Annotated in this window: 22 protein-coding genes, 1 rRNA gene and 2 riboswitches; all 23 genes read left to right on the top strand. The window is 39.2% G+C overall.

The window, feature by feature from the left end:
• The first annotated feature begins 6 nt into the window (after positions 1 to 6).
• Positions 7 to 258 (top strand): EsaB/YukD family protein, encoded by a 252-nt coding sequence (locus BR30_RS0111880; protein WP_026565215.1) that lies wholly within the window; start codon positions 7 to 9, stop codon positions 256 to 258.
• Positions 259 to 322: 64 nt separating this feature from the next.
• A complete protein-coding gene (gene essB / locus BR30_RS0111875; protein ID WP_026565214.1) occupies positions 323 to 1,504 on the top strand; it encodes a type VII secretion protein EssB in 1,182 nt (393 codons plus the stop codon).
• 11 nt (positions 1,505 to 1,515) lie between these two features.
• Positions 1,516 to 6,054, top strand: coding sequence for a type VII secretion protein EssC (gene essC / locus BR30_RS0111870; RefSeq protein WP_026565213.1), 4,539 nt, complete (start codon positions 1,516 to 1,518; stop codon positions 6,052 to 6,054).
• Entirely contained in the window at positions 6,041 to 6,451 is a 411-nt protein-coding gene (locus BR30_RS0111865; RefSeq protein ID WP_026565212.1) for a hypothetical protein, read from the top strand. The genes essC and BR30_RS0111865 overlap by 14 nt, the downstream gene beginning before the upstream one ends.
• Positions 6,438 to 6,737: a WXG100 family type VII secretion target gene (locus BR30_RS0111860; protein ID WP_026565211.1), complete on the top strand. Its 300-nt coding sequence runs from the start codon at positions 6,438 to 6,440 to the stop codon at positions 6,735 to 6,737. The genes BR30_RS0111865 and BR30_RS0111860 overlap by 14 nt, the downstream gene beginning before the upstream one ends.
• The gene (locus tag BR30_RS0111855) at positions 6,734 to 7,444 is read left to right on the top strand and encodes a DUF5081 family protein (protein WP_026565210.1); all 711 of its coding nucleotides are present in this window, start codon (positions 6,734 to 6,736) and stop codon (positions 7,442 to 7,444) included. The genes BR30_RS0111860 and BR30_RS0111855 overlap by 4 nt, the downstream gene beginning before the upstream one ends.
• Complete coding sequence (locus BR30_RS0111850) at positions 7,437 to 7,763, top strand: hypothetical protein (protein WP_035445450.1); 327 nt, start codon at positions 7,437 to 7,439, stop codon at positions 7,761 to 7,763. The genes BR30_RS0111855 and BR30_RS0111850 overlap by 8 nt, the downstream gene beginning before the upstream one ends.
• A 4-nt stretch (positions 7,764 to 7,767) precedes the next feature.
• Complete coding sequence (locus BR30_RS35190) at positions 7,768 to 9,849, top strand: hypothetical protein (RefSeq protein ID WP_051633581.1); 2,082 nt, start codon at positions 7,768 to 7,770, stop codon at positions 9,847 to 9,849.
• 3 nt (positions 9,850 to 9,852) lie between these two features.
• The gene (locus BR30_RS0111840) at positions 9,853 to 10,101 is read left to right on the top strand and encodes a hypothetical protein (RefSeq protein ID WP_026565208.1); all 249 of its coding nucleotides are present in this window, start codon (positions 9,853 to 9,855) and stop codon (positions 10,099 to 10,101) included.
• 127 nt (positions 10,102 to 10,228) lie between these two features.
• Complete coding sequence (locus BR30_RS0111835) at positions 10,229 to 10,474, top strand: Imm59 family immunity protein (RefSeq protein WP_026565207.1); 246 nt, start codon at positions 10,229 to 10,231, stop codon at positions 10,472 to 10,474.
• Positions 10,475 to 10,524: 50 nt separating this feature from the next.
• Positions 10,525 to 10,989, top strand: a complete 465-nt coding sequence (locus BR30_RS0111830; protein WP_026565206.1) for a hypothetical protein — start codon at positions 10,525 to 10,527, stop codon at positions 10,987 to 10,989.
• A 53-nt stretch (positions 10,990 to 11,042) separates the two neighbouring features.
• Positions 11,043 to 11,435, top strand: a complete 393-nt coding sequence (locus tag BR30_RS0111825; protein WP_026565205.1) for a hypothetical protein — start codon at positions 11,043 to 11,045, stop codon at positions 11,433 to 11,435.
• A 191-nt stretch (positions 11,436 to 11,626) separates the two neighbouring features.
• Entirely contained in the window at positions 11,627 to 11,881 is a 255-nt protein-coding gene (locus BR30_RS0111820; RefSeq protein ID WP_026565204.1) for a hypothetical protein, read from the top strand.
• A 38-nt stretch (positions 11,882 to 11,919) separates the two neighbouring features.
• The gene (locus BR30_RS0111815) at positions 11,920 to 12,324 is read left to right on the top strand and encodes a hypothetical protein (RefSeq protein WP_026565203.1); all 405 of its coding nucleotides are present in this window, start codon (positions 11,920 to 11,922) and stop codon (positions 12,322 to 12,324) included.
• Positions 12,325 to 12,576: 252 nt separating this feature from the next.
• Positions 12,577 to 13,134, top strand: a complete 558-nt coding sequence (locus BR30_RS0111810; protein WP_051633580.1) for a DUF6241 domain-containing protein — start codon at positions 12,577 to 12,579, stop codon at positions 13,132 to 13,134.
• A gap of 418 nt (positions 13,135 to 13,552) precedes the next feature.
• Entirely contained in the window at positions 13,553 to 14,509 is a 957-nt protein-coding gene (locus tag BR30_RS0111805) for an AAA family ATPase (protein WP_026565201.1), read from the top strand.
• Positions 14,510 to 15,730 carry a DUF58 domain-containing protein gene (locus BR30_RS0111800; protein ID WP_026565200.1) on the top strand — a complete coding sequence of 407 codons (1,221 nt, stop codon included), beginning with the start codon at positions 14,510 to 14,512 and terminating at the stop codon, positions 15,728 to 15,730.
• Complete coding sequence (locus tag BR30_RS0111795) at positions 15,727 to 17,940, top strand: transglutaminase TgpA family protein (protein ID WP_026565199.1); 2,214 nt, start codon at positions 15,727 to 15,729, stop codon at positions 17,938 to 17,940. The genes BR30_RS0111800 and BR30_RS0111795 overlap by 4 nt, the downstream gene beginning before the upstream one ends.
• An 81-nt stretch (positions 17,941 to 18,021) precedes the next feature.
• A riboswitch (purine riboswitch) is annotated at positions 18,022 to 18,124 on the top strand.
• Between the two features lie 149 nt (positions 18,125 to 18,273).
• Positions 18,274 to 19,794 (top strand): glutamine-hydrolyzing GMP synthase, encoded by a 1,521-nt coding sequence (guaA, locus tag BR30_RS0111790; RefSeq protein WP_035445460.1) that lies wholly within the window; start codon positions 18,274 to 18,276, stop codon positions 19,792 to 19,794.
• A 302-nt stretch (positions 19,795 to 20,096) separates the two neighbouring features.
• Positions 20,097 to 20,198: riboswitch (purine riboswitch) on the top strand.
• Positions 20,199 to 20,311: 113 nt separating this feature from the next.
• Entirely contained in the window at positions 20,312 to 21,640 is a 1,329-nt protein-coding gene (locus BR30_RS0111785) for an NCS2 family permease (RefSeq protein WP_026565197.1), read from the top strand.
• Positions 21,641 to 21,863: 223 nt separating this feature from the next.
• Complete coding sequence (gene glcT, locus BR30_RS0111780; RefSeq protein ID WP_026565196.1) at positions 21,864 to 22,706, top strand: glucose PTS transporter transcription antiterminator GlcT; 843 nt, start codon at positions 21,864 to 21,866, stop codon at positions 22,704 to 22,706.
• A gap of 190 nt (positions 22,707 to 22,896) precedes the next feature.
• On the top strand, positions 22,897 to 24,963 hold the full coding sequence (gene ptsG, locus BR30_RS0111775) for a glucose-specific PTS transporter subunit IIBC (protein ID WP_026565195.1): 2,067 nt from the start codon (positions 22,897 to 22,899) through the stop codon (positions 24,961 to 24,963).
• A 336-nt stretch (positions 24,964 to 25,299) separates the two neighbouring features.
• Positions 25,300 to 25,557 (top strand): 16S ribosomal RNA (locus BR30_RS0111770); the annotation flags it as partial.

Here is a 25,557-nt window from a genome sequence, read left to right as displayed (position 1 = left end):
AGCAGCATGCCTAGTCAAACACACATTAACGTGACCGTTGATTTTAGCAGATGGGGCAAAGGGCAATATGACGTTAGAATCCCTGCGCACCAACCGATTAAACAACTGCTAGTGAATTTGGCAGAATCCTTGTATCTTGATATTCCAAAGGCACCACTTTTTGCAGTAAAGCTCTCCAATAAAGAACTCTTATTGGCAGATGACGACCGGCTTATCGATTATCCCATAACCAATGGAGATCTTTTACTAGTCTTATAAGTATATAGAAACAGGCCTATCTGATGAGAAGATAGCGCCTGTTTCTTAAAAGGAGTTAGAACACATGAATGAAAAAAGCATCCAATGGGAGTCAATCACATACAAGTTTCTCATTCTTAATAATAAATGGAAGCTCGATCTGCCGAAATCACAAACACGAGTAAAAGATGTTCGCCAATTGGCTTTAATTAATCATGACTCAGATTTATTCGTACCTGCCATCGTTGATGAAGGAGACGACAAGTTTACCTTCTCATTTGAAGTCGATCCACGGGCTCACACATGGGATGACGTACAAAAGCTAAACCGAAAAGATAAACTACGCCTGTTGTGTAATCTCGCTCGATTTAGAAAAATCCTAACCACGCGCATGACCTTCTTCTTACATCCCGATAATCTGATTTTTGATGATAATCTTTTACCATCTATCGTGTTTCGCGGTATCCGGGAGTTAATTCCCCCATATGAACTGAATGAAGATAAATTTATTCTCCAATACAAATGTTTAATCGTGGCATTATTTTCAAAAAAGTATACCTTTGACGACCTCTATTCTGGTTCTTTAGCAAATGCCAAGGATTCCGCATTTGAACGTCAAGTGGGTGAACTTCAGGAATTCGCTTCTTTAGTCAATTTTTTGGAAGAACAGTACATAAAGGAAAAACAAGAGTTAGAAAAAACCATAGTAAATGTACCGAAAAAGAGATTTCGCCTTTATAAACAATTAACCTTTATCATGATTGCACTTGCCGTTATTTTAGCAGTGCCGCTCGTGTATCTGACTTTTGTCAAAACACCTTTTCAAGCGCATCTCCTCGAAGCGGATCGTCACTTTTTATCTTTAGATTATGGAAATGTGATTACTGATTTACAAGATCAAACACCAGAAAAATTACCTGAAACCAGTAAGTATGTTCTTGCTTATTCTTTCATTAAAACAGAGAAGCTTTCTGATGATCAAAAAGAAGTAATCTTGAAAAATATTAGTATAAAAAGTGATCCTAATTATTTATTGTATTGGATTTACAATGGTCGAGGCGATTTTACCAGAACCATCGACCTTGCCAAGTATATTGATGATCCTCAATTAATCATGTATGGACTAATCAAACAAATAGAACAGGCGAAAAATGACCCTGATTTAAGTGGGACAGAGCGTGAAAAGAAAGTTCAAAAATATCAGGAACAATATGATTCATATGCTGAAAAATATGGTCTGGAATCCATATTAAACCCGCAGAACTGAGGGAGAGAAAGATGACACAACGATTATTACTTCTGAGCTATAAAGGTCAATTGCATAAATGTCATTTAACCATAAGTGAACCAAAAACAATTACAGTCGGAAATGTTTGGTCGAACACGATTACATTTATCGATTTTCATCCAGAACAGTCCATTATGTGGGATGGTACTTCATGCACAATCGGTTCACAGCAACTGCGGGTCAACGAATGCCTTACAATAAACACTCATGATGACGCCATCCAGATTTATATCATGGAAGAAACTGAGTGGTATGTCTACGATACAACACGAAACTTAAGTATTACATTTGGTGCTAATGATTACGATGATATAAGAATCAAGAACTCAACCTTGGATTTTGTACTTATTCGCGAGAAGTTAGGAGACCCTTTTAAACTTGAAGTCTTTGATGGTGAGATTTACCACAATTATGTTCGGACAACAGGTGTAGTGCAACTAGAACCAGGAGACCAGCTTTTTTTTGAAGGAATGATGATGAAGCTTGGTCAGGACGGACTTGAAATTCTTGGAGCAGAATCAATCATTGCCACGAAATTAATTCGTTTATTTGGCATTCACCAGAAATTCGGCAGTCATTACCCTGACTATCATCGGTCACCAAGGATTATCTACCGTGAGCCTGAGGAAAAACAAAAAATTGCTAACCCCTCTAATAAACCTGGAAAACCGAGTGAACAGCTGGCACGGGTGATCGTTCCGCCGCTGGTGATGATTGCAGCAATGATATTAGTCTCTTTGTTTCTGTCAAATGGGTTCTATATCATCATTATGCTTGCTATGACAGTAACCACGGTCATTTTTTCCATCACATCCTATCTAAAAAGTCTGAAGCAATACCGTTTGGATATTAAAGAACGGGATACAAGCTACCGAGAGTACTTGAAACAAAAAACACAGCAATTATATCAAGTAAGTGAAGAACAGCGGCATGCACTCCATTATCATTTTCCAGACGTGCAGCAATTACGGGATATGGCCATGAAAGTGAATTCCCGCGTTTATGAAAAGACCAACTTACATCATGACTTTCTTATGTACCGTCTTGGATTGGGCCGGATTGATTCGAGCTTCGAGATTGAATTCAATATCGAGGAGTTTTCCCTTGTAAAGGATGAATTGGTGGATGCAGCCCGCCAGCTTCGGGCTCAGTACCTCAAATTAGAGGGAGTCCCGGCAGCGACGTCACTCATAAACGGACCTGTTGGGTACATCGGGCAGCGTTCTCTTGTGCTTGAACAATTACAGATGCTGGTGATGCAGACGGCTTTATTTCACAGTTACCATGATGTACATTTTGTCACGATTTTTCCAGAAGAAGAAAAGGGAAAATGGGAATGGATGCGCTGGCTTCCGCATGCTAGTTTACGAGAACTAAACGTAAGGGGATTTGTTTATCACGAACGGTCCCGCGATCAAGTGCTAAATTCACTTTATCAGATTTTAAAAGCACGAAAGCTTGCTATCAATGAGAAAAGTAATAAAAGTGAAAAAATGTATTTTACTCCTCATTTTGTTGTGCTGATAACTGATGAAAAGATGATATTGGATCATTCTGTAATGGAATATTTTAATGAAGACCCAAGTGAATTAGGAGTTTCCCTTGTATTCGTGCAAGATGTCATGCAGTCTCTTCCAGAACAAGTAAAAACGGTCATTGATATTCGTGATGCTTCCACTGGAATGATGATCCTTGAGAAGGGTGAATTGGTCAATCGGAAATTCACTCCAGATCAATTTCCGGAAGCTTTTAATAAAGAAGATTTCTCACGTGCGCTGGCATCGCTTAATCACCTGCAAAGTTTAAAAAACTCGATTCCAGAAAGTGTGACTTTTCTCGAAATGTACGGTGTAGAGAAAGTGGAGGAGCTCGGTATTGAGTGGCGGTGGCCTCGAAATGAAACATATAAAAGCCTGGCTGTTCCACTGGGATTGCGGGGGAAAGAGGATCTTGTCAATTTGAACCTCCATGAAAAAGCACATGGACCACATGGTTTAATCGCTGGAACGACGGGTTCTGGTAAATCAGAAATTATTCAGTCGTATATTCTCTCGCTTGCGGTAAACTTTCATCCGCATGAAGCCGCGTTTCTGCTCATTGATTATAAAGGCGGAGGAATGGCAAATTTATTTAAAAATCTCCCGCACTTGTTAGGAACGATTACAAATTTAGACGGCACACAATCGATGCGAGCACTTGCTTCGATTAAAGCCGAATTACAAAAGCGCCAGCGTGTATTTGGCGAGTATGATGTCAACCACATTAATCAATATCAAAAGCTCTATAAATCAGGTGAGGCAAGTGAACCGATGCCCCATCTATTCTTAATCTCAGATGAATTCGCTGAGCTCAAATCCGAGCAGCCTGAATTTATGAAGGAACTGGTTTCGACAGCCCGTATTGGACGGTCTCTGGGGATTCATTTAATTCTGGCTACCCAGAAACCTAGTGGTGTTGTGGATGATCAAATATGGTCCAACTCTAAATTTAAGCTTGCACTCAAAGTCCAAAATGCCAGTGATTCGATGGAAATCTTGAAAACGCCGGATGCCGCAAATATCACACTGCCTGGCCGTTCTTACTTACAAGTAGGGAACAATGAAATCTATGAACTTTTTCAAAGTGCGTGGAGCGGTGCCGATTATATCCCAAATAAAAATGAACAAGACTTACTGGACACGACCATTTATGCCATTAATGATCTTGGACAATATGACATCCTCTCGGATGACTTAAGTGGTCTATCGACTAAGAAGGAGATAACAAAGGTTCCAACCGAACTGGAAGCAGTTGTGGATTATATTCATGCCTATGCAGCTGAAAACCGTATCGTTGATCTTCCTAGACCATGGCTGCCACCGTTAGAAGAGCGGATTTTCCTTTCTGATTTTGCTGAAATGAACTACAAAGAGTCATGGTATGGAGACAAGAAACCGTTGGAAGTGACCTTCGGCTTGGTAGATCTCCCGGAAATGCAGGCACAAAAACCACTTACCCTGAATCTTACGAAGGATGGTCATATTGCTGTCTTTTCTAGTCCAGGGTATGGGAAGTCAACCTTTTTGCAAACGGTGGCCATGAATATTGCTAGACAACATAGTCCTAAACGAGTCCATTTCTATTTGATTGACCTCGGAACGAATGGGTTGCTGCCATTGAGGGACCTTCCGCATACAGCAGACACGATTATGGTGGATGAAGAAATAAAACTAGGTAAACTTTTTCGACGTCTGCAGCATGAATTGAAAGAACGTAAGCAACGATTAAGTAAATATGGTGTCGCCAATATTCAAATGTATGAACAAGTAAGTGGAGAAGAAGTCCCCGTTATTCTTTTAATCATCGATACGTTCGATTCCATTAGTGATGCTTCCTACCGAGACGATTTTGAAAAAATGGCTGCGCAGATTGCCAGGGAAGGTGTTAGTGTAGGAATCCATCTGGCCATTAGTGCGGGGCGTCAAAGTGTACTGAGGGCCCCTGTTCTAGCCAATATTAAACATCAAATCTCTTTATTTATGATTGATGGAATGGAGCCGCGGAATATTGTCGGAAGAACGGATTTACAAATTGAAGAAGTTCCTGGAAGAGGCTTGGTTAAAATAGAGCAGCCAACATTATTTCAAACGGCTCTGCCTGTCGAAGGTGACGACACGCTCTCGATTATCAATCGGATGCAAGAAGAGAGTAAAGAGATGCGGAAAGCTTGGCATGGGGAGTTGCCATTACCAATTCCAATGGTTCCAGATGTTATTGAGTTTGCTCCTTTTATTGAAAAACAAGAGACGAAAACGATCGTAAAGAATGGCGGTATCCCGTTTGCGGTCGATTTTGAAAATGTAGAGCCAATGGAGTTAACTGTCATGGAAAATCAAAACACATTAATCTTAAGCGATCGCATGGACGCTGTTGAACAAACATATCTAACACTGATTTCCAGTATCTCTATTAATCATCACATTGATGTGGGATTAATCGATAATGTTTCTTCAAGATTTAGAGTTTATAAGGAAAATGTGAATCTTTATGCGGACCATGCTGAAACAATGGATGTCTTTGTGGAGCGGCTCCAGCAGTTATTTGAAACAAGGGAAGATGCCTTCCGTCAAGTACAAACAGCTACCAACGGGCGGGCGACCAGGAATGATTTTCTGAAGGAAGTTCGCCCAATGGTTGTCTTCATCACGGATGTATCATTCATTATCGAATCGATGTCGTTTACTAGCCAATCGACGCTGGCCAGTCTAATCGAAACGGGTGCGAGAACAGGAATTTATTTTGTGATGGGAGCTGTCCATGGCGCATTAGAAAGACAATACGACGATATCGCCACAACAGTGAAGAAACAAAAGGCGGGAGTCTTAATTGGAAGAATTACGGATCAGAGCATACTTGAGGTCTTGAATCGACCTTACAAAGAGCAAAACTTACTTCCTTATGAAGCCTACTACATTAGACAAGGCAAAGCAGAAAAAATCAAAATTGCGGCTCCCTACGTAAATAGAGAGGAAGTGAATGTCCATGTTTGATTGGTTTAAAAGTGATACGGAGAAAAAAAGAGATGATTATTATGAGCTGTATGAGAAGCTCAAGAGTGCCATTTCGGAACACAATCATAAGGTTTCAGAAGCAAATGAAGCCTACAGTTCCTATCTAGGTACGATTCCGTATCTATCTCATTCAGATATACCTTCAAATGATTTTGAAACGAGCAGGGAAGAAGTAACGGAAAAGTTAAAACAGTATTTTCACGTAGATCAAGACAAGCGGAGTTCACTGGTTGCTGCGAAGAATAAGGCATATGAACGATATGTTCATTATAAGGATTTGGCCATTAAAGAAGAGGAAGCGGAAAGAGTAAAAAGAGAAAAGGAATTGAAAGAGCTACAGGAGAGATTGGAGCGATTGATCAGTGGGGACCGTTAGAATTGATGGGGATAAGGTAAATGAAGCGAAGGCTGCGGCTAAGGCATTAGAGCAATCGATTGAACAAACCTATGAATCTTGTGAACAACTAATTTCTTACCTTCATTCGGCTAAATGGAGCGGGAAATCTAGAGATTCCTTTTTAAGTTATCTAGAAATCATTCAGAAATATCATCATGATCTGAAATCTGCTGTCGCTAAACAAACAACAGCGTTAAACAACCTTGATGGCTACTTCGATGATTTCCTTCAAGATGGCTCAGTAAGGGAAGTGAAGAATTTATGATGGAACGTTCAACAGATACGTTTTCAGTGGCTGAATTATACCTTTTAGCGGCAGCTTTTGGTGGTAATGTTCTTTTTGGCTTGCCTGAGAAAGAAGTTTACCAATTAAAAGGCGAAGAGGTATTTAAAGAGGCCCATGACCGGCTGATTGAGAAGAAAATCATCACACCAGAGGGAAAGATAACAAGATCAGGGTCACTAATTATCCAAACCGTAGAATTTTATCATCAAAGCCAGAAATACGTTCGTATCAATAATCTTCTCTTTGCCTTCCGTGAACGTGAAAGAGACGAGGTCATTGTGCTGGTGGAGTTGGAAGCACCAGGTAATTATCAGTTACGGATTACTTCTAAAGCCACACTTCTAAAAATGTTAAGTGAACAATTTCCGGTGATTGTAAGAGAACCGGTTGAAATGGAAAAAGCGTTCCTAAAAAAAGAATTATCCAATCAAGAAAGACGCGAGACAGAGAGTTTTGAACCGGAAGAGATGTTTATGAATTTAGAATTCTTCCATCTTAAGGAGGAACATAAAGACCGATTTAATTGGCACTATTATCAGCAGTGGATTATCTTTACGAAAGACGAAAAGTTAATCATGGTCGATACTGTAAATAAAAAATATTACCATGCTAGTCAATATTGGTTTTTGAAGGTCCTATTTGACGAAATGGATTTCCCTTATAAGGAGGAGAAGTCATATGCTTAAAGCTGATGGGGGCGGTACGAGCCTGCTCATCAATGTAAATCCTGATGAGATGACAACAATTTTCACCTTATTACAGGCAATTATTACGGAACTGGAGACCAATGCCGCCCCGAATATTGAAAAGCTGGGAAGTATTGATTATTACACAGAAGGAAAAGCAAAGAAAGCCATGGAAGTATATGCGGAGGCGAATCAGAAGGTAATGGATTTATATGACAATTACTCCCGAGCGGCTGCGTTGGTGATTGATATCCTAAATACGATGATGCAGGCAGACGAAGCAATCGCCGAGCAAATCATTGCGAAACTGGGGGTATGATTGAATGGATGTAAAATATATCCCGTCAGACTGGGAAAAGATGAAAGACGGCATTGGAGATTTAATTGGCCTTGGCCGCTGGGGCAAAGGAATGATTGATACGCTGAAAGATCTAAGTGATAACTTAGAGGATGCTGAGTCTGATATCACGAACTATGATAGTGATGGGGTCATAACCTTTCATCACACCAGTCAAAAAAGCAAGTACCAGGGATTATTTGAAGACTTCGAGATATTACACAACTTTACTGGGAAGGTCGGAGAGATTGTTGACCGCACAATTGATCAGCCATTCTATGAAGATATGGATGCGTTTGTCGAGGCAATGCGGGATTTAACGATTTCCAATTATACGACAACTAATCGAGTTGGGGTGACAGAGACTCAGTATGTCTATGCGGGTTACGGTCCTGCTCAATCGTTTGAAGTGCCTAAAACGGAAGTAAGTTTGGATGACTTGTTTAGTGGAGATAATTATTATGCAAGTCAAATGAAGCTAGAATACGATGCCTGGAAAGAACTTAATCCAGACCAGGATTTCTCGCAAGAAGAATATCAACAAGCCGTTTTAAATACACGTGCTTTTGAGTATGAATCGATTCGGAACCAACAAGAAAACAAAGAATTTTGGGTGCAAATTGGGACGTTAGTAGTCATTGTAGGGACGACACTCATCTGTCCTCCGGCAGGTATGGCTTTAGGGGCAGCATATGGCGCGATGGAATTGAGTTCAGCTGTTTCCGGCAAGGATTGGGTATCAGGCCGGGAGCTTGGGACAGGGGAACGCTGGTTTCGCGGACTATTAGCTCCATTGGATATTGTTCCTGGTGTCAGCGGGTTAACGAAATTCAGCAGTACCGTAAGACTTGCCAACGTAGGAGATACGATAGGACAACTAGGTTTAAGGACTGGTGCTCAAGGGAGTTTCCGCCAAGGTGTCATACATATCGACAATATGGTTAAAACAGCCGGTCAGCAATCCCTTACACGTTTGAAGAGTGCCTCAGCGGCTATATTAGATACGACAAATGTAGTGAAAAGTAAATTGGCAAAAGATACACTAGAAGCAGGAAGGTTAGTTGATTCCGCAATAACTCATGCGAAAAACATAACCCCGTCGCGGCGGATGGGCTTGGCATTTGACGATGCGGGCGATGTTGGAAAGGTTCGAATCCCTGTTGAGAATACTCATGCGGTGGAGATTAAGCTGAAAGATGTGTTGAGCAGGATTGATGGGGTTAATCTTGGAAGTAAGGGTTCTAAAATGGAAAGTACATCTGTTAAAGAAGAATTTAAGGCTGATTATTTTAAAGAATCCTTTAGAGATAGAGATGATTTTAATGCGTTTTTAAGAGAGAATGTTTGGAGTGACAAAACTCTGTCTAATGTCGATAAGGTAAAAATAATGCGAGAAAATTTTGAAATGTTAACTGCAGAACAAAAGGTAGACTTTAATGTTGTCGGGGATCATAAATTTTTAACGAGTGAAAGCAATTATACTGATTGGGGAGATTGGCCGCCAGTGAATTGGCCGGAATTTCCAGGGTTGGATAAAACAAAGCCAATTTTATCCGTATCAAAAGAACATCCTATACCTGAAAATCTTGATAGAATAGGTTCACCGTATGGTAATAATTTTGCGGTAATTCCAGAAAATGGTGTTCCGCTTAATATGGATGAACGAGCAATTTGTTATATTGATAATCCTTCGGCATATCACACGTACTTGTTTGATTCTACTCACTATTTTGATGCTATTGATTGTATAAGAAATAAAGACGTTGATAATTTAAATAAAATAATAGATGAAATAAATCTTAATAAGGAATATGGTAAAATTTTGCATGCTGATAAAAATGACTTAATTACTTGGAACTTGGAATACAATAAATTTCAGAATAATCAACTGTTGAAAACTATGTGTGAAGAAAAAGGGATCGATGCAACATATGGTGTTATGGGAAAAGCCGCTCCTTGGTATGATGAAAGTATGAATACTATTTTGGCAAATGGAGGAGCTGGACAAATAAACACACCTGTCTCGGGCTATGTTTTAAAACAATTAGGTATACTGAAAGAGGGATAAACTATGACTAGAGTAGAATATGATAATTATATTGTTAAACAAAATATAGATATTTCAAAATTAAATATAGTGATTGGAGATAAGAAAGAAATACCATATATTACAGGATGTTTTCAAGAGGATGGAGTTTGGAAATTATATATGGTAGGTGAACGACAGGATTTTGATATCGTGCAACAAGGATCAGAAGAAGAAATATTTGATTTAATGTATAGTATTACAGAAAGTAGAAGGAAACGTAATAACATATAAAAACATAAGCAATTTAGAGAAAAAAGCCAATTAAAAGGTAATGTATTTATATAATGCGATTATTATAAAACCTTGATTGGCTATATGCCTTTTAAGGTTTTTTTGCTTACAGTTAAGGAGAATTAATATGACGCATGAAGAAGCAAAAGAAATTATAAAAAACGAAGGGCTGCAACGTTTTAATTGGTATAATGATCATCTATTAAGAGAAAATGAAGTAGGGATAAGTGGTAATAATATTAATTGGGAAGTATATGTAACTGATGAGAGAGCTAGTGTTGTCCAAGGTTCCATAACTGTATTTGATAATGAAAGTGATGCGCTTGAAAATTTTATTAGAAGATTGAGAACAGAGAAAATATTGTTTCAGTAAATTTATATTATTCCTATTTTAATAGGAACTAATAGAAGTGTGGTGGGAATGTGAATAGAGAAGTTGCTATTTACAAAAATAAAAAATATCGAGCTTCCATTAATAGAGTTGCAGGGGAAATAAGAAAAATTGAATTATTTTCACACCGAAAAGAAATAGATTTTAGGCCCGCAATGTCGGCATATACTAAAGATTTATATGTAAGAGAAGTAAATAAGGAAGATGTAACAGAGTTATTTCGTGAGTATTTTATGGCCCAATATAAAAATTATGAATTCTTTGTTGTTGGTCATTTCAAGGATAGTAAAGAGATAGAAATTGTTACAGTCGATCCTAATATAGGAAGAGAATGTAATCTGGACTATCAAGATAGAGATCTTTTTACGAAAAGACTTGGCCCGAATGATGATTATCAACTTATTTATGTTAAAGAGAATTATTTGAGGAAAACAACTACTAGAAAAGAAGTGACATTGGAAGAGTCATACGTAATAGATAACGAGAAGTATGAATAAGTGGATTTGAATGAAGGGATGAATCGAGAAAAGCTCAGATAGAGGTGAATGTAATGTTGAAGTCAGGAATATATGGTAAGTACAGAGGAACTGAATATGAAATAACCGGGGATATGGATAATAATGTTAAGATTATAACCGAAGAAAAAGGAAAAATTGATAGTACATTTGAGGATCTTTATAATACTGGGGTATATTCAAAAATAGTAGATCCAAGCGAATTAGTGGATTGTGTGAGTATTGCCCTTTATGGAATTATCCAAGGGGAGAAAGTCCAAATTTTACAGGAAAAAGGAAATGAGTACCAAGTGGCCGCAGTCTCTTCACTTATTGGAAATGATTTAAATCTACCAAGAGTAGATCGTGATACATGGCTTGGATGGGTGCCTAAAAGTAAGGTAAAACTCATGGAAGAAAAAACAGCTATTAATCCAGGAGATTTATAAATATTGTGGTGAGGGATTTACTTTTTCCAATCAATAACGCAATTTTTTCCCCAGTCATAATAAAGTGAACATGCTTACCGTCGCGTTTGATTTCTATTTCCGCGGGAGCTCCCAAAGTGATGCGCTTGACAATTTTATTAAAAGATTGAGGAAAATATATTATACCAGTAAATAAGAGAGTGAATAGAATTATGACAAAAAATGAATTTTTAAATAAGATTTCAAATGAAAATCCTAATATTGGTGCATATCAGATTGAAACGGATTGCATTACAGAAGCCTCCTTTGTCTTAGGATGTTTTTATGACGGTGAGGATAGAATTTGCAAAGTATATGAAACCGATGAGAGAAGCTTTACATCGATTATTTTTAAAGCAGAAGATGAAAATACTGCTTATGATAAACTATATAAACTAGTAGGCATACATGAAAGATTAAATAAATAACTCTAGGAGTATTTTGTAAATACAGTGGAGGGATAAACATGATAATGGATAAATTAATGGCAGGAACATTAGAGGTTGGTGGGATTACTATCAAAAGCATAACTACTTTGGATAGTTTTAGAAATAAAAATTTAAATATTAAGATTAGAGAAGAAAATTCCACTAGAATTGTGTATTTTTTGTCTCCACAATCTATATATTCAGAATCATTTCTTATCCAATTAGTATTTACTGATGAAAAAATAAGTAAGGTTACCCTGAGAGCTTATTCGGATATGGAAGAAGACTGTATGACTATCGCTAAAAAACATAGAAAATGGTTAATTACATTATTGGGTGAACAATTGGGAATTAAAAACCAAATAGAATTTGATTGGGGCGTAATTAACCCATGGGTGGACATGCGGAGTAGTCAAGCAGAGATTCATTTAACATATTTCTAAACCAGCATTCAAGGATTCAAAGTCAAATGGGCTTGGCATCCCTTTTTTATATAAATCCAAAAAGATGATAGATATTATAAAGAATTTCCGGAAAATTCAATTTAAGCGAAGGAACAAATGGTAGGAGAAGGAATGTAATGGTAAGTCTACTCTTTTTATTGAGTAGACTTTTTTTATGATAGATTTCCATTTTTCAAGAGGTTTTAAAGGAAAATATAGGGGAAATGTGGAATTATTTAGTTTAAGCCTATCTTGGAGGGATGGAGTGACACTCCAGAACTTCTGATTAGAGGAGCAGAAGAAGCAATGAAAAAAATACCTAAAAAAATATGGATACCTGTCGTACTCGCGGTGTTAGTGGCTGGGGGTTATTTATATTTTGATAAAGAAAATGTCTCTGTTAGCGTAGGAACTGCCCCAACTGGTGAAAAAGTAGTTCAAGTCCATGAACAAACTAAAAAGGTTGATCATGAAATTCCGCTTAGTATAAGTGAAAATGCTGTTCAGCAAGCCATACATAATATGTCACACCAAAAGGTTTTAGCAGACAAAAAGTGGGGTGCACTGCCTTTAACGCCTGAGCGGGTGAAAAGATTACTACAAGTGGTAGAAGCCAATAAAAAAGTATATGAGAATAGTGATGTTTATTTAACTATATTAAAATCTTGGGATAAAGGCGATTTCGATTACGTGGTTATGAACCACAATGCCATTTGGGAGCTGCAGGGCGGCACGGTTGGAAAAGCCAAAGGCACAGCTTCACCTGAAGAAGAAATGAAATTTATTCAAGAGAATTATGATGTAAAGTAGTGAAATTCATGATATAGCACGTACCCAATCCCAAAACTCTTTGGTCTGCTTCTTTTGATGAAGTAGACTTTTTTTGTTTAAGGCTGTGTAAAGGTTAAGGTTGATTTTGACACTCTGTTGATTGGAGTGGAAGGCACGAAGACTCCTGCGGGAGTACGGGGCAGGGGAGACCCCGCAGGAGCAAAGCGACGAGGAGGCTTCCCGGCACGCCCGCGGAAAGCGAAGTGCCTGGAACGGAAATCAACAGACAAGTTTAACACAGCCTTGTTTAGAGGAACCTTTTTTATAGCATCTACTTCTAATTTTTACCTAGTTTTGAATATTGTGTGTCTGCATATAAAGGAATATTTTAGGAATATATAGAATACTTAAATGGAATGCCCAAAAATAGGTATAATCCGCTCGAGGAGGAATCACCTTGTCTTTTGATCAAAAGAATCCCACAATAGAGAAAATCCTAGTAAACATTGAAAAGGTTATGATTGGAAAAAGGGACGTTGCTGAACTTAGTCTGGTTGCCCTTTTAGCTGGCGGCCACGTCCTCTTAGAAGACGTACCAGGTGTTGGGAAGACGATGATGGTCCGTGCGTTGGCCAAGTCGGTGAATGCCAATTTCCGTAGAATTCAATTCACTCCGGATCTTCTGCCATCCGATGTAACCGGAGTCTCCATATATAATCCAAAAGAAATGGAATTTCAATTTCGCCCCGGTCCGTTAATGGGGAATATCATACTTGCCGATGAGATTAACAGGACTTCCCCGAAAACCCAGTCAGCCCTTTTAGAAGGGATGGAGGAAGCAAGTGTCACCATTGATGGTGTGACCCATCAACTGAACAAGCCATTCTTTGTTATGGCAACGCAAAATCCGATCGAATACGAAGGGACCTATCCACTTCCCGAGGCACAGCTTGATCGTTTTTTATTAAAAATGAGAATGGGTTATCCAGACGTACAAGAGGAAATGGAAGTGTTGAACAGAGCGCAAAAGGTCCCGCCGATTGAGGAGTTAACTCCCGTCATTGACCTTGAAGGTCTTCTTGATTTACAAAAAGAGATCAAAGATGTGTTTGTCGATGATACGATGAAGCGCTACATTGTCGATATCGTTAACCGTACAAGGGGCCACGGCAGTGTCTACCTTGGGGCAAGTCCAAGGGGATCGATTGCCTTGATGAAAGCAGCTCAGGCCTATGCGTATATGTTTGGCCGCGATTATGTTCTTCCTGATGATATTCAATATCTAGCTCGATTTGTCTTATCCCACCGGATTATTTTAAAGTCGGAGGCAAAATTCGAAGGGATTTCGGCTGAAGATTTAGTGAACCAGGTGGTTGCCAGAGTTCCGGTTCCAGTTCAAAGGTTAGTGAAATAAATGAAAAAAACTTGGATGATATTGAAAAAAGTATGGAAGTTTATCCTGCTGCTTTTTTTAATTTTATTAGCTTTCTCCTATGCCATGTTTCAAGGGGGATTTGTGAGCTGGTTTTTATTTTATAGCTTTTTACCCTTTGCCATTTATTGTGCTGCCATCTCTTTTTATTCTTTAAATGAACTAGAAGTAACAAGAATATTGCCAAAAACAGATTTTAATGCCGGAGAACCTTTAAAGGTAATTGTTACAGTAAAAAGAGCAAAATCATTTCCGCTTTTTTATTTACTGATTGAGGATCAGTTAAATGAATCCTTGAAATTTGCTCCCCAGCAAAAGAAACCGAAAGCCCTGCTACTCCCGGGCTTAAAAAAGGAATTTTCCTATGAATATATCATTGCTGAACTGCCGCGCGGGGAACATTTTTTTGAATCCTTTACCTTGAGAGTTGGAGATCCGCTTGGTTTATTTGAAAAAGAAAAAAAGGTCGCCTTGGACGGTAAAATCATTGTCTATCCAGCGTATACAGAGTTATTATATCGATCATTCGAAAATCATTATGATTCTGGTCTGACGGCTTCAAGGGAACGAGTCCAACGTGATACATCTATGGCGACTGGGGTTAGGGATTACCAGCCGGGTGACCGCTTCTCATGGATTAACTGGAAAGCATCCGCTAAACGAAATATCCTTATGACAAAGGAATTTGAACAGCGACAATCACATGATGTCGTTGTGGTCATGGATTGTGTCCCGACGAAGCAGTTTGAGCCTGTTGTCTCCTTTACAGCCTCATTATTGCGGGCTATTTTGAAAAAAGGAGCCCAGACCGGTCTGTTAACGATTAGCAACGAACGTGCCTCTTTCCCCATTCGCGGTGGAGAACAACATCTCCAGCAGCTTTTTTTTCATCTAGCAAAAATAGAGGCGAAATGTATATCTCCGTTTGAAAAGGTGTTGGATACAGATGGTCTTCTCATTCAGCAAACGGTTTCGTTTATGCTAATCACCGCACAAATTACGAAACCCCTGATTGAAAAAGCAAGCTTCCTAGGTCAGCGAAAGGGAGGATCAATTACGCTTTTTCTGATTAAAGGAGAGAAAGAAGCACCGACAGATGAGGAACGCTCGCTAATGGCAATCGCTAATGCGCGTGGAGTCCGAGTTGTCTTGGTTCAGGAAGGCGAACTCGCGGCAGCCTTTTCGGAGGTGAACTTCCGGTGATCAAAAAAGATTTTTCATCCTTTTTGTTATACACATTTAGCTTTTTACTATTGAGTGAATGGCTGCGGCCAATTGAACAATTAACAGAAACTGATCATATTGAGATGTTTTTTATCTTTATTGTGATTTCGTTTGCTGTATCTTACTTTCATTTGAAATGGATTTGGAACTTTAGTGTCAAAACGATCTTTATTTTATTCGCTATAAACCAACTTCACTATGATGAAGGGTTCTTTGATTCAACGTGGATTACGACCTTCTTTAGAGATACCATTGATAACTTTGGTCTACTTACAGCAAGGAATTGGAATGGCTTATCCAACGAGTTCAGGACATTGTTATTTTTCATCTTGCTTTGGCTAATGGTGTACTTAATCAATTACTGGATCTTAAACCGAAAGCGGATCTTTATATTTTTCTTTATGACCCTAGTCTATATTACTGTTTTAGATACATTTACGCCTTATATTGCCAAATTCGCCATTGTTAGAACGGTTGTGGCTGGTTTTGCGGTGATGGGTATGCTGACATATTACCGAATCGTTCAAAAAGAAAATGTCAGCACTGAACCGACTTTTCTGCGAAAGTGGATGGTGCCGCTGGCTGTAATGATTTCGTTAAGTGTTGTAGTTGGCATAGCCGCACCGAAAGCCGCACCAATTTGGCCTGACCCAGTTCCATATCTAACAGCCAATAACGACAAAGTTCCTGAACGTAAGGTGAGCGGAGTCAATCGAATCGGTTACGGAACCAATGATGAACAATTAGGTGGTCCATTTATAGGGGACAACAACCGTGTCTTTCAGTATGAAGGGAACGGAAAGAATTATTGGAAGATGGAAACAAAGGATATGTATACAGGAAAAGGCTGGCTGGCCTCTGGTACCACACCTATAGCCTTTCGTCAGGAAAATCTTGTCCCTGTCTTTTCGGTGCCTGACACCGTAGAGACCATTAAAGAGTCCTCGCGGGTGGTGACAAGTCCAGAATATAATTTCAACTTTCTTATGTATCCTGCCGGAATAACCAAAGTTTTAAAGATGCTTCCTGGAGGCAATCGATATGAAATCGATACGACGAATGAGCGAATCAGCCTTTTGTCTAATGACGATATCCCTGCTGTACCACAGGTCTTTACCGTTGAATATAAAAAACCAAAGTACAAAGCTTCAGACTTAGTCCAAACATCGAGCTATGATCCAACTATCATCAATGAGGAATTTTATCAAAGATATACACTCCTGCCGGAGAATCTCCCGCCACGAGTGAAAGAATTAGCAGAAGAGATTACGGCCACAAAAACCAATTGGTTTGATAAAGCAAAAGCGATAGAAAGTTATTTTGGAAGATCCGCGTTCACTTATGACCAGAAAAATGTCGCGGTGCCTGACACCGAAGATGACTATGTTGATCAATTTTTGTTTGAGACAAAAAGGGGTTATTGTGACAATTTTTCCACTTCGATGGCTGTGATGCTACGAACACTCGGGATTCCAACGCGTTGGGTAAAAGGGTTCACAGGCGGAGATTTCCTCCAATATAGTGATGAGACTTCAGGGACTCAAGTGTATGAGGTAACAAATAATAATGCCCACTCTTGGGTTGAGGTCTATTTTCCGAATCAAGGCTGGGTGCCGTTTGAGCCAACCAAGGGCTTTTCAAACGAAATAATCATCAATTACGAAACCAATGGCCCATCATCATCCAATAATCAAGAAACCAGCCCGTCGCCAGTGAAAAAGCCTCAGCAGGAAGAGATTGAGGATCCTAATAAAGCAAACGATTCGAAGTCATTCTTTGATGTTAAAAGAATCTGGGCAGAGATCCAATTGTTTGTGAAAAACAATTGGAAGCGGATGGTTCTCATAATCATAATAGCTGCTGCAATTGTGGGTATTCTTTACCGCATTCGCGGTAAATGGGTTCCGTACTGTCTGTTAGCGGTTTTCCGATTTAAGAAAAAGGACGAAAACATCAGTGCTGCCTACTTAGCTTTGTTGGAACAGTTTGAACGCTACGGTTTAAAGCGGAAGGATAACCAAACACTACGAAACTATGCCCGTTATATTGACTCCTTCTTTTCAACAAGAGAAATGTCACAATTGACGGCTATTTATGAAAATTATCTATATCACCAGCAATTACCAAAGGGAACCTGGAAAGAATCGCATGAATTGTGGGAAAATTTAATCAAAAAGACAATTGCTTGACCAGAAAAACAACCTATTGTTACAATATGTACTAATTCATGTTTAGTATTAGCATCTGCTAAAAAAGGTGCCAATGCTGTTCAAAATATAGTACGTTTCCTTCATATATCCTCGAAAATTTGGTTCGAGAGTCTCTACCGGGTCACCGTATAATGACCTGACTATGAAGGCAGGATTTTTCTGTGGTCTTATTACGAGAAAACTAGAATTCTGCCTTCCTGATATTTTTATGGAGGGGAGAATTCTAGTTTTTTTTATATCCTTTGCTGTAAAGGTTCATAATAACTATAACTTGAGAAGATTGAGGTGGATGCTTTGCCAGGCAAGCATGAGATGATTATTGTATTAGATTTTGGGAGTCAATATAACCAGTTAATTACCCGCAGGATTCGTGAATTTGGGGTATACAGTGAGCTGCATCCTCATACGATTACAGCTGAAGAAATACGTCAGTTAAACCCAAAAGGGATTATTTTCTCCGGTGGGCCAAATAGTGTGTACGATGAAAATTCCTTCCGCTGTGATGAAGCGATTTTTGAAATGGGTCTGCCTATCCTTGGGATTTGCTACGGGATGCAATTAATGACCGTCCATTTTAATGGTAAGGTTGAAAAAGCGAAGGAACGTGAATATGGAAAAGCAACGATGACGGTACAGAATCCATCTGCGCTATTTACCGGCCTGCCAAATGAGCAGACCGTGTGGATGAGTCATGGTGACCTTGTCGTGGAAGCCCCTGCAGGTTTTACTGTGGATGGCACAAATCCAACTTGTCCGATTTCTGCCATGAGTAATGAAGAGCGAAAGCTTTACGCTGTGCAGTTTCACCCGGAAGTACGTCATTCTGTTTATGGGAATGAACTGCTAAGGAATTTTGTCTTTAATGTGTGTGAATGCACTGGTGATTGGTCGATGGGCAATTTCATTGAAATGGAAATGGCAAAAATTCGTGAGACGGTAGGCAATAAAAAAGTTCTTTGTGCTTTAAGTGGCGGGGTGGACTCTTCCGTTGTTGCTGTGCTGATTCATAAGGCAATCGGTGACCAATTGACCTGTATTTTTGTTGACCACGGTCTGCTTCGTAAAAATGAGGCAGAGAGCGTGATGAAGACTTTTTCTGAAGGCTTCCATATGAATGTAATCAAGGTTGATGCCAAAGACCGTTTCTTATCGAAACTCGAAGGTGTTTCTGACCCTGAGAAAAAGCGAAAAATCATTGGTAATGAGTTTATTTATGTATTTGATGATGAAGCGACAAAACTGGAGGGTATTGAGTTTTTAGCTCAAGGCACGCTTTATACTGATATTATTGAAAGTGGTACGGCAACTGCACAAACGATTAAGTCCCATCATAATGTAGGCGGATTACCGGAAGATATGCAATTTAAACTAATCGAACCGCTAAACACCCTATTTAAGGATGAAGTCCGAGCTCTTGGAACCGAGCTAGGTATTCCGGATGATATCGTCTGGAGACAGCCATTCCCTGGCCCGGGTCTTGGAATCCGTGTGTTAGGGGCTATTTCAGATGATAAACTGGAAATCGTCCGTGAATCAGATTGGATCCTGCGTGAGGAAATTAAAAAAGCCGGGCTCGACCGGGAGATTTGGCAGTATTTCACTGTATTACCGGACATTCGCAGTGTCGGTGTAATGGGGGATGCAAGAACCTACGATTACACGATTGGAATTCGTGCGGTGACCTCCATTGACGGAATGACGTCCGATTGGGCAAGGATCCCTTGGGATGTCTTAGAAGTCATTTCAACAAGAATTGTTAACGAAGTAGCTCATGTCAACCGGGTGGTTTACGACATTACCAGCAAGCCACCTGCAACAATAGAGTGGGAATAAGAAAAGCGGAAGCGCCTTGTTCAGGGGCGACAGGCATAAGACGAGCCGGCGAGAAGGTTGCTCTTTAACCTTCTTGACGGATTGGCTTATGACCCCGAGCCCCTAGGCGCTGGAGCTAGACCATAAGAAAAACGAAGAACTGGAACCGATACTAGGTTCCAGTTCTTATTTATTTTGGAAAAAGTGACTATTTATTTCAAGAACACCCATATTCACGAACAATGTTAAAATTTATTTTAATATCGTTCGTATTTTTTGTTTACAAGATGTTTCTTTCCTGCTAAAATAAAAAACGTGTTAAGAGAAGTGAATAATAATTGCATCGTATAATCTTGGGGATATGGCCCAAAAGTTTCTACCGAGCCACCGTAAATGGCTTGACTACGAGGCAGTGTTTAATATAAGAGGTATGCTTTCTATTCCTCTATTTATTGCACATGCCTTACGTCAGCTCCGGTAGAATAAACCGGAGCTTTTTTGCATAAACAATAAAGAAAGAACCTTAGGGGGAAAAAGAATGCATAAGTATTTTGAGTTTGAGAAACATGGGACAAATTATCGCCGTGAGTTTATTGGGGGACTAACCACCTTCTTAGCAATGGCTTATATATTAGTTGTTAACCCGTTGACATTGTCATTAGCATCCATAAAGGACTATCCCGATGCTTTACGAATGGATTATGGTGCAGTATTTGTGGCAACTGCGCTTGCATCGGCACTAGGTTCGATTGTCATGGGGCTTCTTGGAAAGTATCCACTAGCGCTTGCTCCGGGAATGGGCTTAAATGCGTTCTTTGCTTATACAGTGGTATTAGGGAGCGGAATTCCTTGGCAGCATGCCCTTGGTGCAGTTCTTATCTCAGGTGTATTTTTCTTCTTATTGACTCTCACTGGCCTGCGTGAAAAAATCATAAACGCAATTCCAGTTGAATTAAAACATGCTGTTGGTGCTGGGATTGGCTTGTTCATTACGTTTATCGGATTACAAAATGCTGGAATTGTGGTCAATAATGATGCAACACTAGTTGGATTAGGCGATTTGACTGCAGGACCTACACTGCTTGCTATTTTTGGTATCGTCGTAACAGTAATTATGATGACTAAAGGTATTAACGGAGCCGTTTTTTATGGGATGGTCATCACAGTAATCGTGGGAATGATCTTTCACTTAATTGATATGCCGACTAAAGTAGTTGATTCTGTTCCAAGTTTATCACCGACGTTTGGTGCAGCCTTCTCTTCGTTCGGAGATAGCTCTTTTTATTCAACAGCCATGCTTGGAATAGTGCTTACCTTCTTGTTTGTTGATTTCTTTGACAATGCTGGGACACTTGTCGCAGTAGCTAACCAAGCGGGAATTATGAAAGACAATAAGCTTCCTCGAGCTGGACGCGCGCTAATTTCGGATTCGATTGCAACAACTGTTGGTGCTGTACTAGGTACATCAACCACAACATCTTACATCGAGTCGTCTGCAGGGGTTGCCGCTGGTGCTAGAACTGGATTTGCAGCCTTAGTAACAGCTGGATTCTTTATTTTATCGCTGTTCTTCTTTCCGTTATTATCGGTTGTTACTGCACCTGTAACAGCACCTGCGTTAATTATTGTTGGGGTGTTAATGGTATCTTCATTAGGAAAAATTGATTGGCAACGTTTTGAAATTGCGGTACCGGCATTCTTAACAATGATTGCGATGCCGCTGACTTACAGCATTGCAACAGGTATTGCAGTTGGCTTTATCTTTTACCCAATCACAATGATCATCAAGGGTCGAACAAAAGAAATCAACCCAATTATGTACTTCTTCTTTGTGATTTTTGTGCTATATTTCATTTTCTTAAAATAACGTTAAAGGGAACTGTGGGCAGCCACAGTTCCTTTATTTTTTATAGCTCTGTTAAACTTGGCTGTTGAATGACTTTTAACAGAACCTTTTTTCAAAAAATAAAATTCGAATAAATTACCAACTAACACGACATAATGTTGTCGAACATTGTCGTTGACTTCCTGTTTTCTGTCTTTTATTCTGTAATTACAAAGGTAAAATGGGAGAAATGGGGAAAAAGGGTATGGCACAGCTGAAAATTGAAAAGGTTTTAAATAATAATGTATTGATTGCTGAACACCCTTCCTATGGTGAAGTAGTTTTGATTGGCAAAGGGATCGGCTTTAATCGCAAACACGGTGATTTAATTGAAAAGGACTCTGCTGAAAAACTCTTTGTCTTAAAAAATGAAAAAGAGCAACAAAATTATATTAAATTGCTGCCTTTTATTGATAACGAATTTTTAGAGGTCATCATATCCTCGATTGAGTTAATTAAACAACGAACGAATTCGATGTTAAATGAACATATTCATGTTGGCTTAACCGACCATCTAATGTTTGCTTTAACACGAGCGTCACAAGGGATGGAAATGAAAAATCCCTTTTTAGTGGAGACGAAGGCGCTTTATCGCCATGAGTATGAAGTGGCTAAAGAAGTTGTCCAGCTTATTAAGGATAACACAGGCATTAGCTTTCCAATCGGTGAAATTGGATTTATCGCTCTGCACATTCACAGTGCAATAACCAATAAGGATCTTTCTGATGTAAACCAACATTCTCAGCTTGTCAGCAGACTGGTTGTTATGGTCGAAGAACAGCTGGAGATTGAAATAGATAAAGAAGGAATCGATTACATGAGGCTAGTTCGCCATCTCCGCTTTGCAATTGAACGAGTAGTGAACGGTGAAAAAGTGGATGAACCAGAAAAAATTTCTTCCCTCTTGAAAGATGAATATCCTATATGCTATAATCTCTCATGGAAGCTCATAAAAGTGATGCAACAATCCTTAAAATTGAAAGTTTTTGATGCAGAAGCAGTATATCTGACGATGCATTTACAACGACTTCAAAAAAAATATAAATAGCACTTATTCATTTTACGTGTTACTGATTCGATCAGGCATGAGTAAAAAGTTTAATTGAAACTAGGTTAATGGGGTAGTCTATACCCATAGCTTTAATCAATTAGACCTTTACTCATGCCTTTTTTGTCGTTACTTCTCTTGAATATGTAACCGCTTTATGAGCTATACAAAAAAATAGGAGGTATTTTTTATGTTTAAAAATGCTTTTGGTGTTTTACAAAAAGTCGGTAAAGCACTTATGTTACCGGTCGCGATCTTGCCTGCTGCCGGGATATTATTAGCAATTGGTAATGCGCTTCAAAACCCAACATTAATTGACCTCGCGCCATTCTTAGATAATAGTGGCATTGCGATGGTTGCGAAGATTATGGAACAGGCCGGTAGTGTAATCTTCGGAAACTTGTCATTATTATTTGCTGTTGGGGTTGCGATTGGACTAGCAGGAGGAGAAGGTGTTGCTGGACTCGCTGCGATTGTAGGGTTCCTTATTATGAATGCAACAATGGGAACTGCTTTAGGCATTGATGCAGATGCACTTGCGAAGAATCCTCAAAGCTATGCTTCCGTATTAGGTATACCTACACTGCAAACGGGTGTTTTTGGTGGTATCATCGTCGGGTTGATTGCTGCTTATATGTATAATAAATTCTTCGAAATTGAATTGCCATCATATCTAGGTTTCTTTGCTGGTAAGCGTTTCGTTCCGATTGTAACTGCTGCAAGTACTGTTCTTTTAGGATTGCTAATGATTCTTATCTGGCCGCCAATTCAATCAGGCTTGAATGCATTCTCTACGAACATGGTTGATGCCAACAGAACGATTGCTGCCTTTATCTTTGGGGTAATTGAACGTTCATTAATACCATTTGGATTGCATCATATTTTCTATGCGCCATTCTGGTATGAATTTGGAAGTTATACCAATGCTGCTGGTGATCTTGTACGTGGTGACCAACGTATTTTCATGGAACAAATTAAAGATGGTGTCCAAAATTTAACTGCGGGTACATTCACAACAGGTAAATACCCATTCATGATGTTTGGACTTCCTGCAGCTGCACTAGCGATTTACCATGAAGCTCGACCAGAAAAGAAAGTGTTTGTAGGAGGATTAATGGCTTCTGCAGCGTTAACTTCTTTCCTAACTGGTATTACAGAACCAATTGAATTCTCATTCTTATTCGTTGCGCCAGTATTATTTGGTATCCACGCAATCTTTGCTGGGTTATCATTTATGACTATGCACTTGTTAAATGTAAAAATCGGGATGACCTTCTCAGGTGGTTTAATTGACTATATTCTATTTGGATTAATTAACCCGCAAACAAATGCTTGGATCGTTATTCCGGTAGGTCTTGTCTTTGCGCTTATCTATTACTTTGGTTTCCGCTTTGCGATTCGCAAGTTTAATTTAAAAACTCCAGGTCGTGAACTAGAGGAAGAAGAAGACCAAGCACCATCAGGAAAATCGGGTTCAGGTGATTTAGCAGCCAATATTTTAGATGCTATGGGTGGAAAAGATAATATTGCTCATTTAGATGCATGTATTACACGTCTTCGTGTATCTGTTAATGATATTAAAAACGTGGACAAAGCTGAATTGAAAAAACTTGGTGCGGCTGGTGTCCTAGAAGTAGGAAATAACATTCAAGCAATTTTTGGACCACGTTCTGAAACAATTAAGGGTCAAATGAAAGATATTATGTCCGGTAAGAGACCTCGTGCTACTTCTGTTGATACAGTGGAAAAAAGTCCAGAACAAAGTAATGTGAATTCAGATGCAATTCAAAAGGCACGTGAGAATGAAGTGTTTGCAGCACCGCTTAAAGGGGAAATAAAGCCGATTACGGAAGTACCTGATCAGGTGTTTGCTGGAAAAATGATGGGCGATGGCTTTGCGATTGTACCAGCCGAAGGAACAGTTGTTTCACCAGTAAATGGAAAAATCGTAAACCTATTCCCTACTAAACATGCTATTGGTATCTTATCTGATACAGGGCGTGAAATCTTGATTCATGTTGGTATTGATACTGTTAATTTAAAAGGTCAAGGTTTTGAGACGTTGGTTGCTGAAAATGACATTATTGAACAGGGACAGCCGTTATTAAAAGTTGATTTAAATTACATTAAAGAACATGCAACATCTACAATTACTCCGATTGTCTTCACGAACTTAGCCGAAGGTGAAAAAGTTGTACTGAATAAACAAGGTCAAGTCGAATTGAAGCAAGAAGGAATAATTAAGATTACCAAGTAAGAGGAAGCTGGCCCTAGTGAAGGGGCTGGCTTTTCTATATATTATAGAAGAAAGTTGGAATGGAAAAATAATCTTAGGTTTTTGTTGACGTGACCTAGGCAGGATGGTATTATATTAAAGCAATCGTTATTGATGAGTTAACAACTTATTAATGTTAAAAACATTGATAAAAAAATGTTGACAATGAATGACTGAAATGATATATTTATAAAGTTGCTTCGAACGAAGTAACGAGATTGTTCTTTGAAAACTAAACAAACAAAATCGTGCAAACAAACAATAAATTTTAGTTTCAGAAATGAAACTAAGCCAACGTAACAAATGAGCTAATCAACTTTCTTGGAGAGTTTGATCCTGGCTCAGGACGAACGCTGGCGGCGTGCCTAATACATGCAAGTCGAGCGAATCAATAGGAGCTTGCTCCTGTTGGTTAGCGGCGGACGGGTGAGTAACACGTGGGCAACCTGCCTGTAAGACTGGGATAACACCGGGAAACCGGTGCTAATACCGGATAATCCTTTTCCTCTCATGAGGAAAAGCTGAAAGTCGGTTTCGGCTGACACTTACAGATGGGCCCGCGGCGCATTAGCTAGT

This window comes from Bacillus sp. UNC41MFS5 (assembly GCF_000686805.1).
This window is presented reverse-complemented; position numbering and strand designations above follow the sequence as displayed.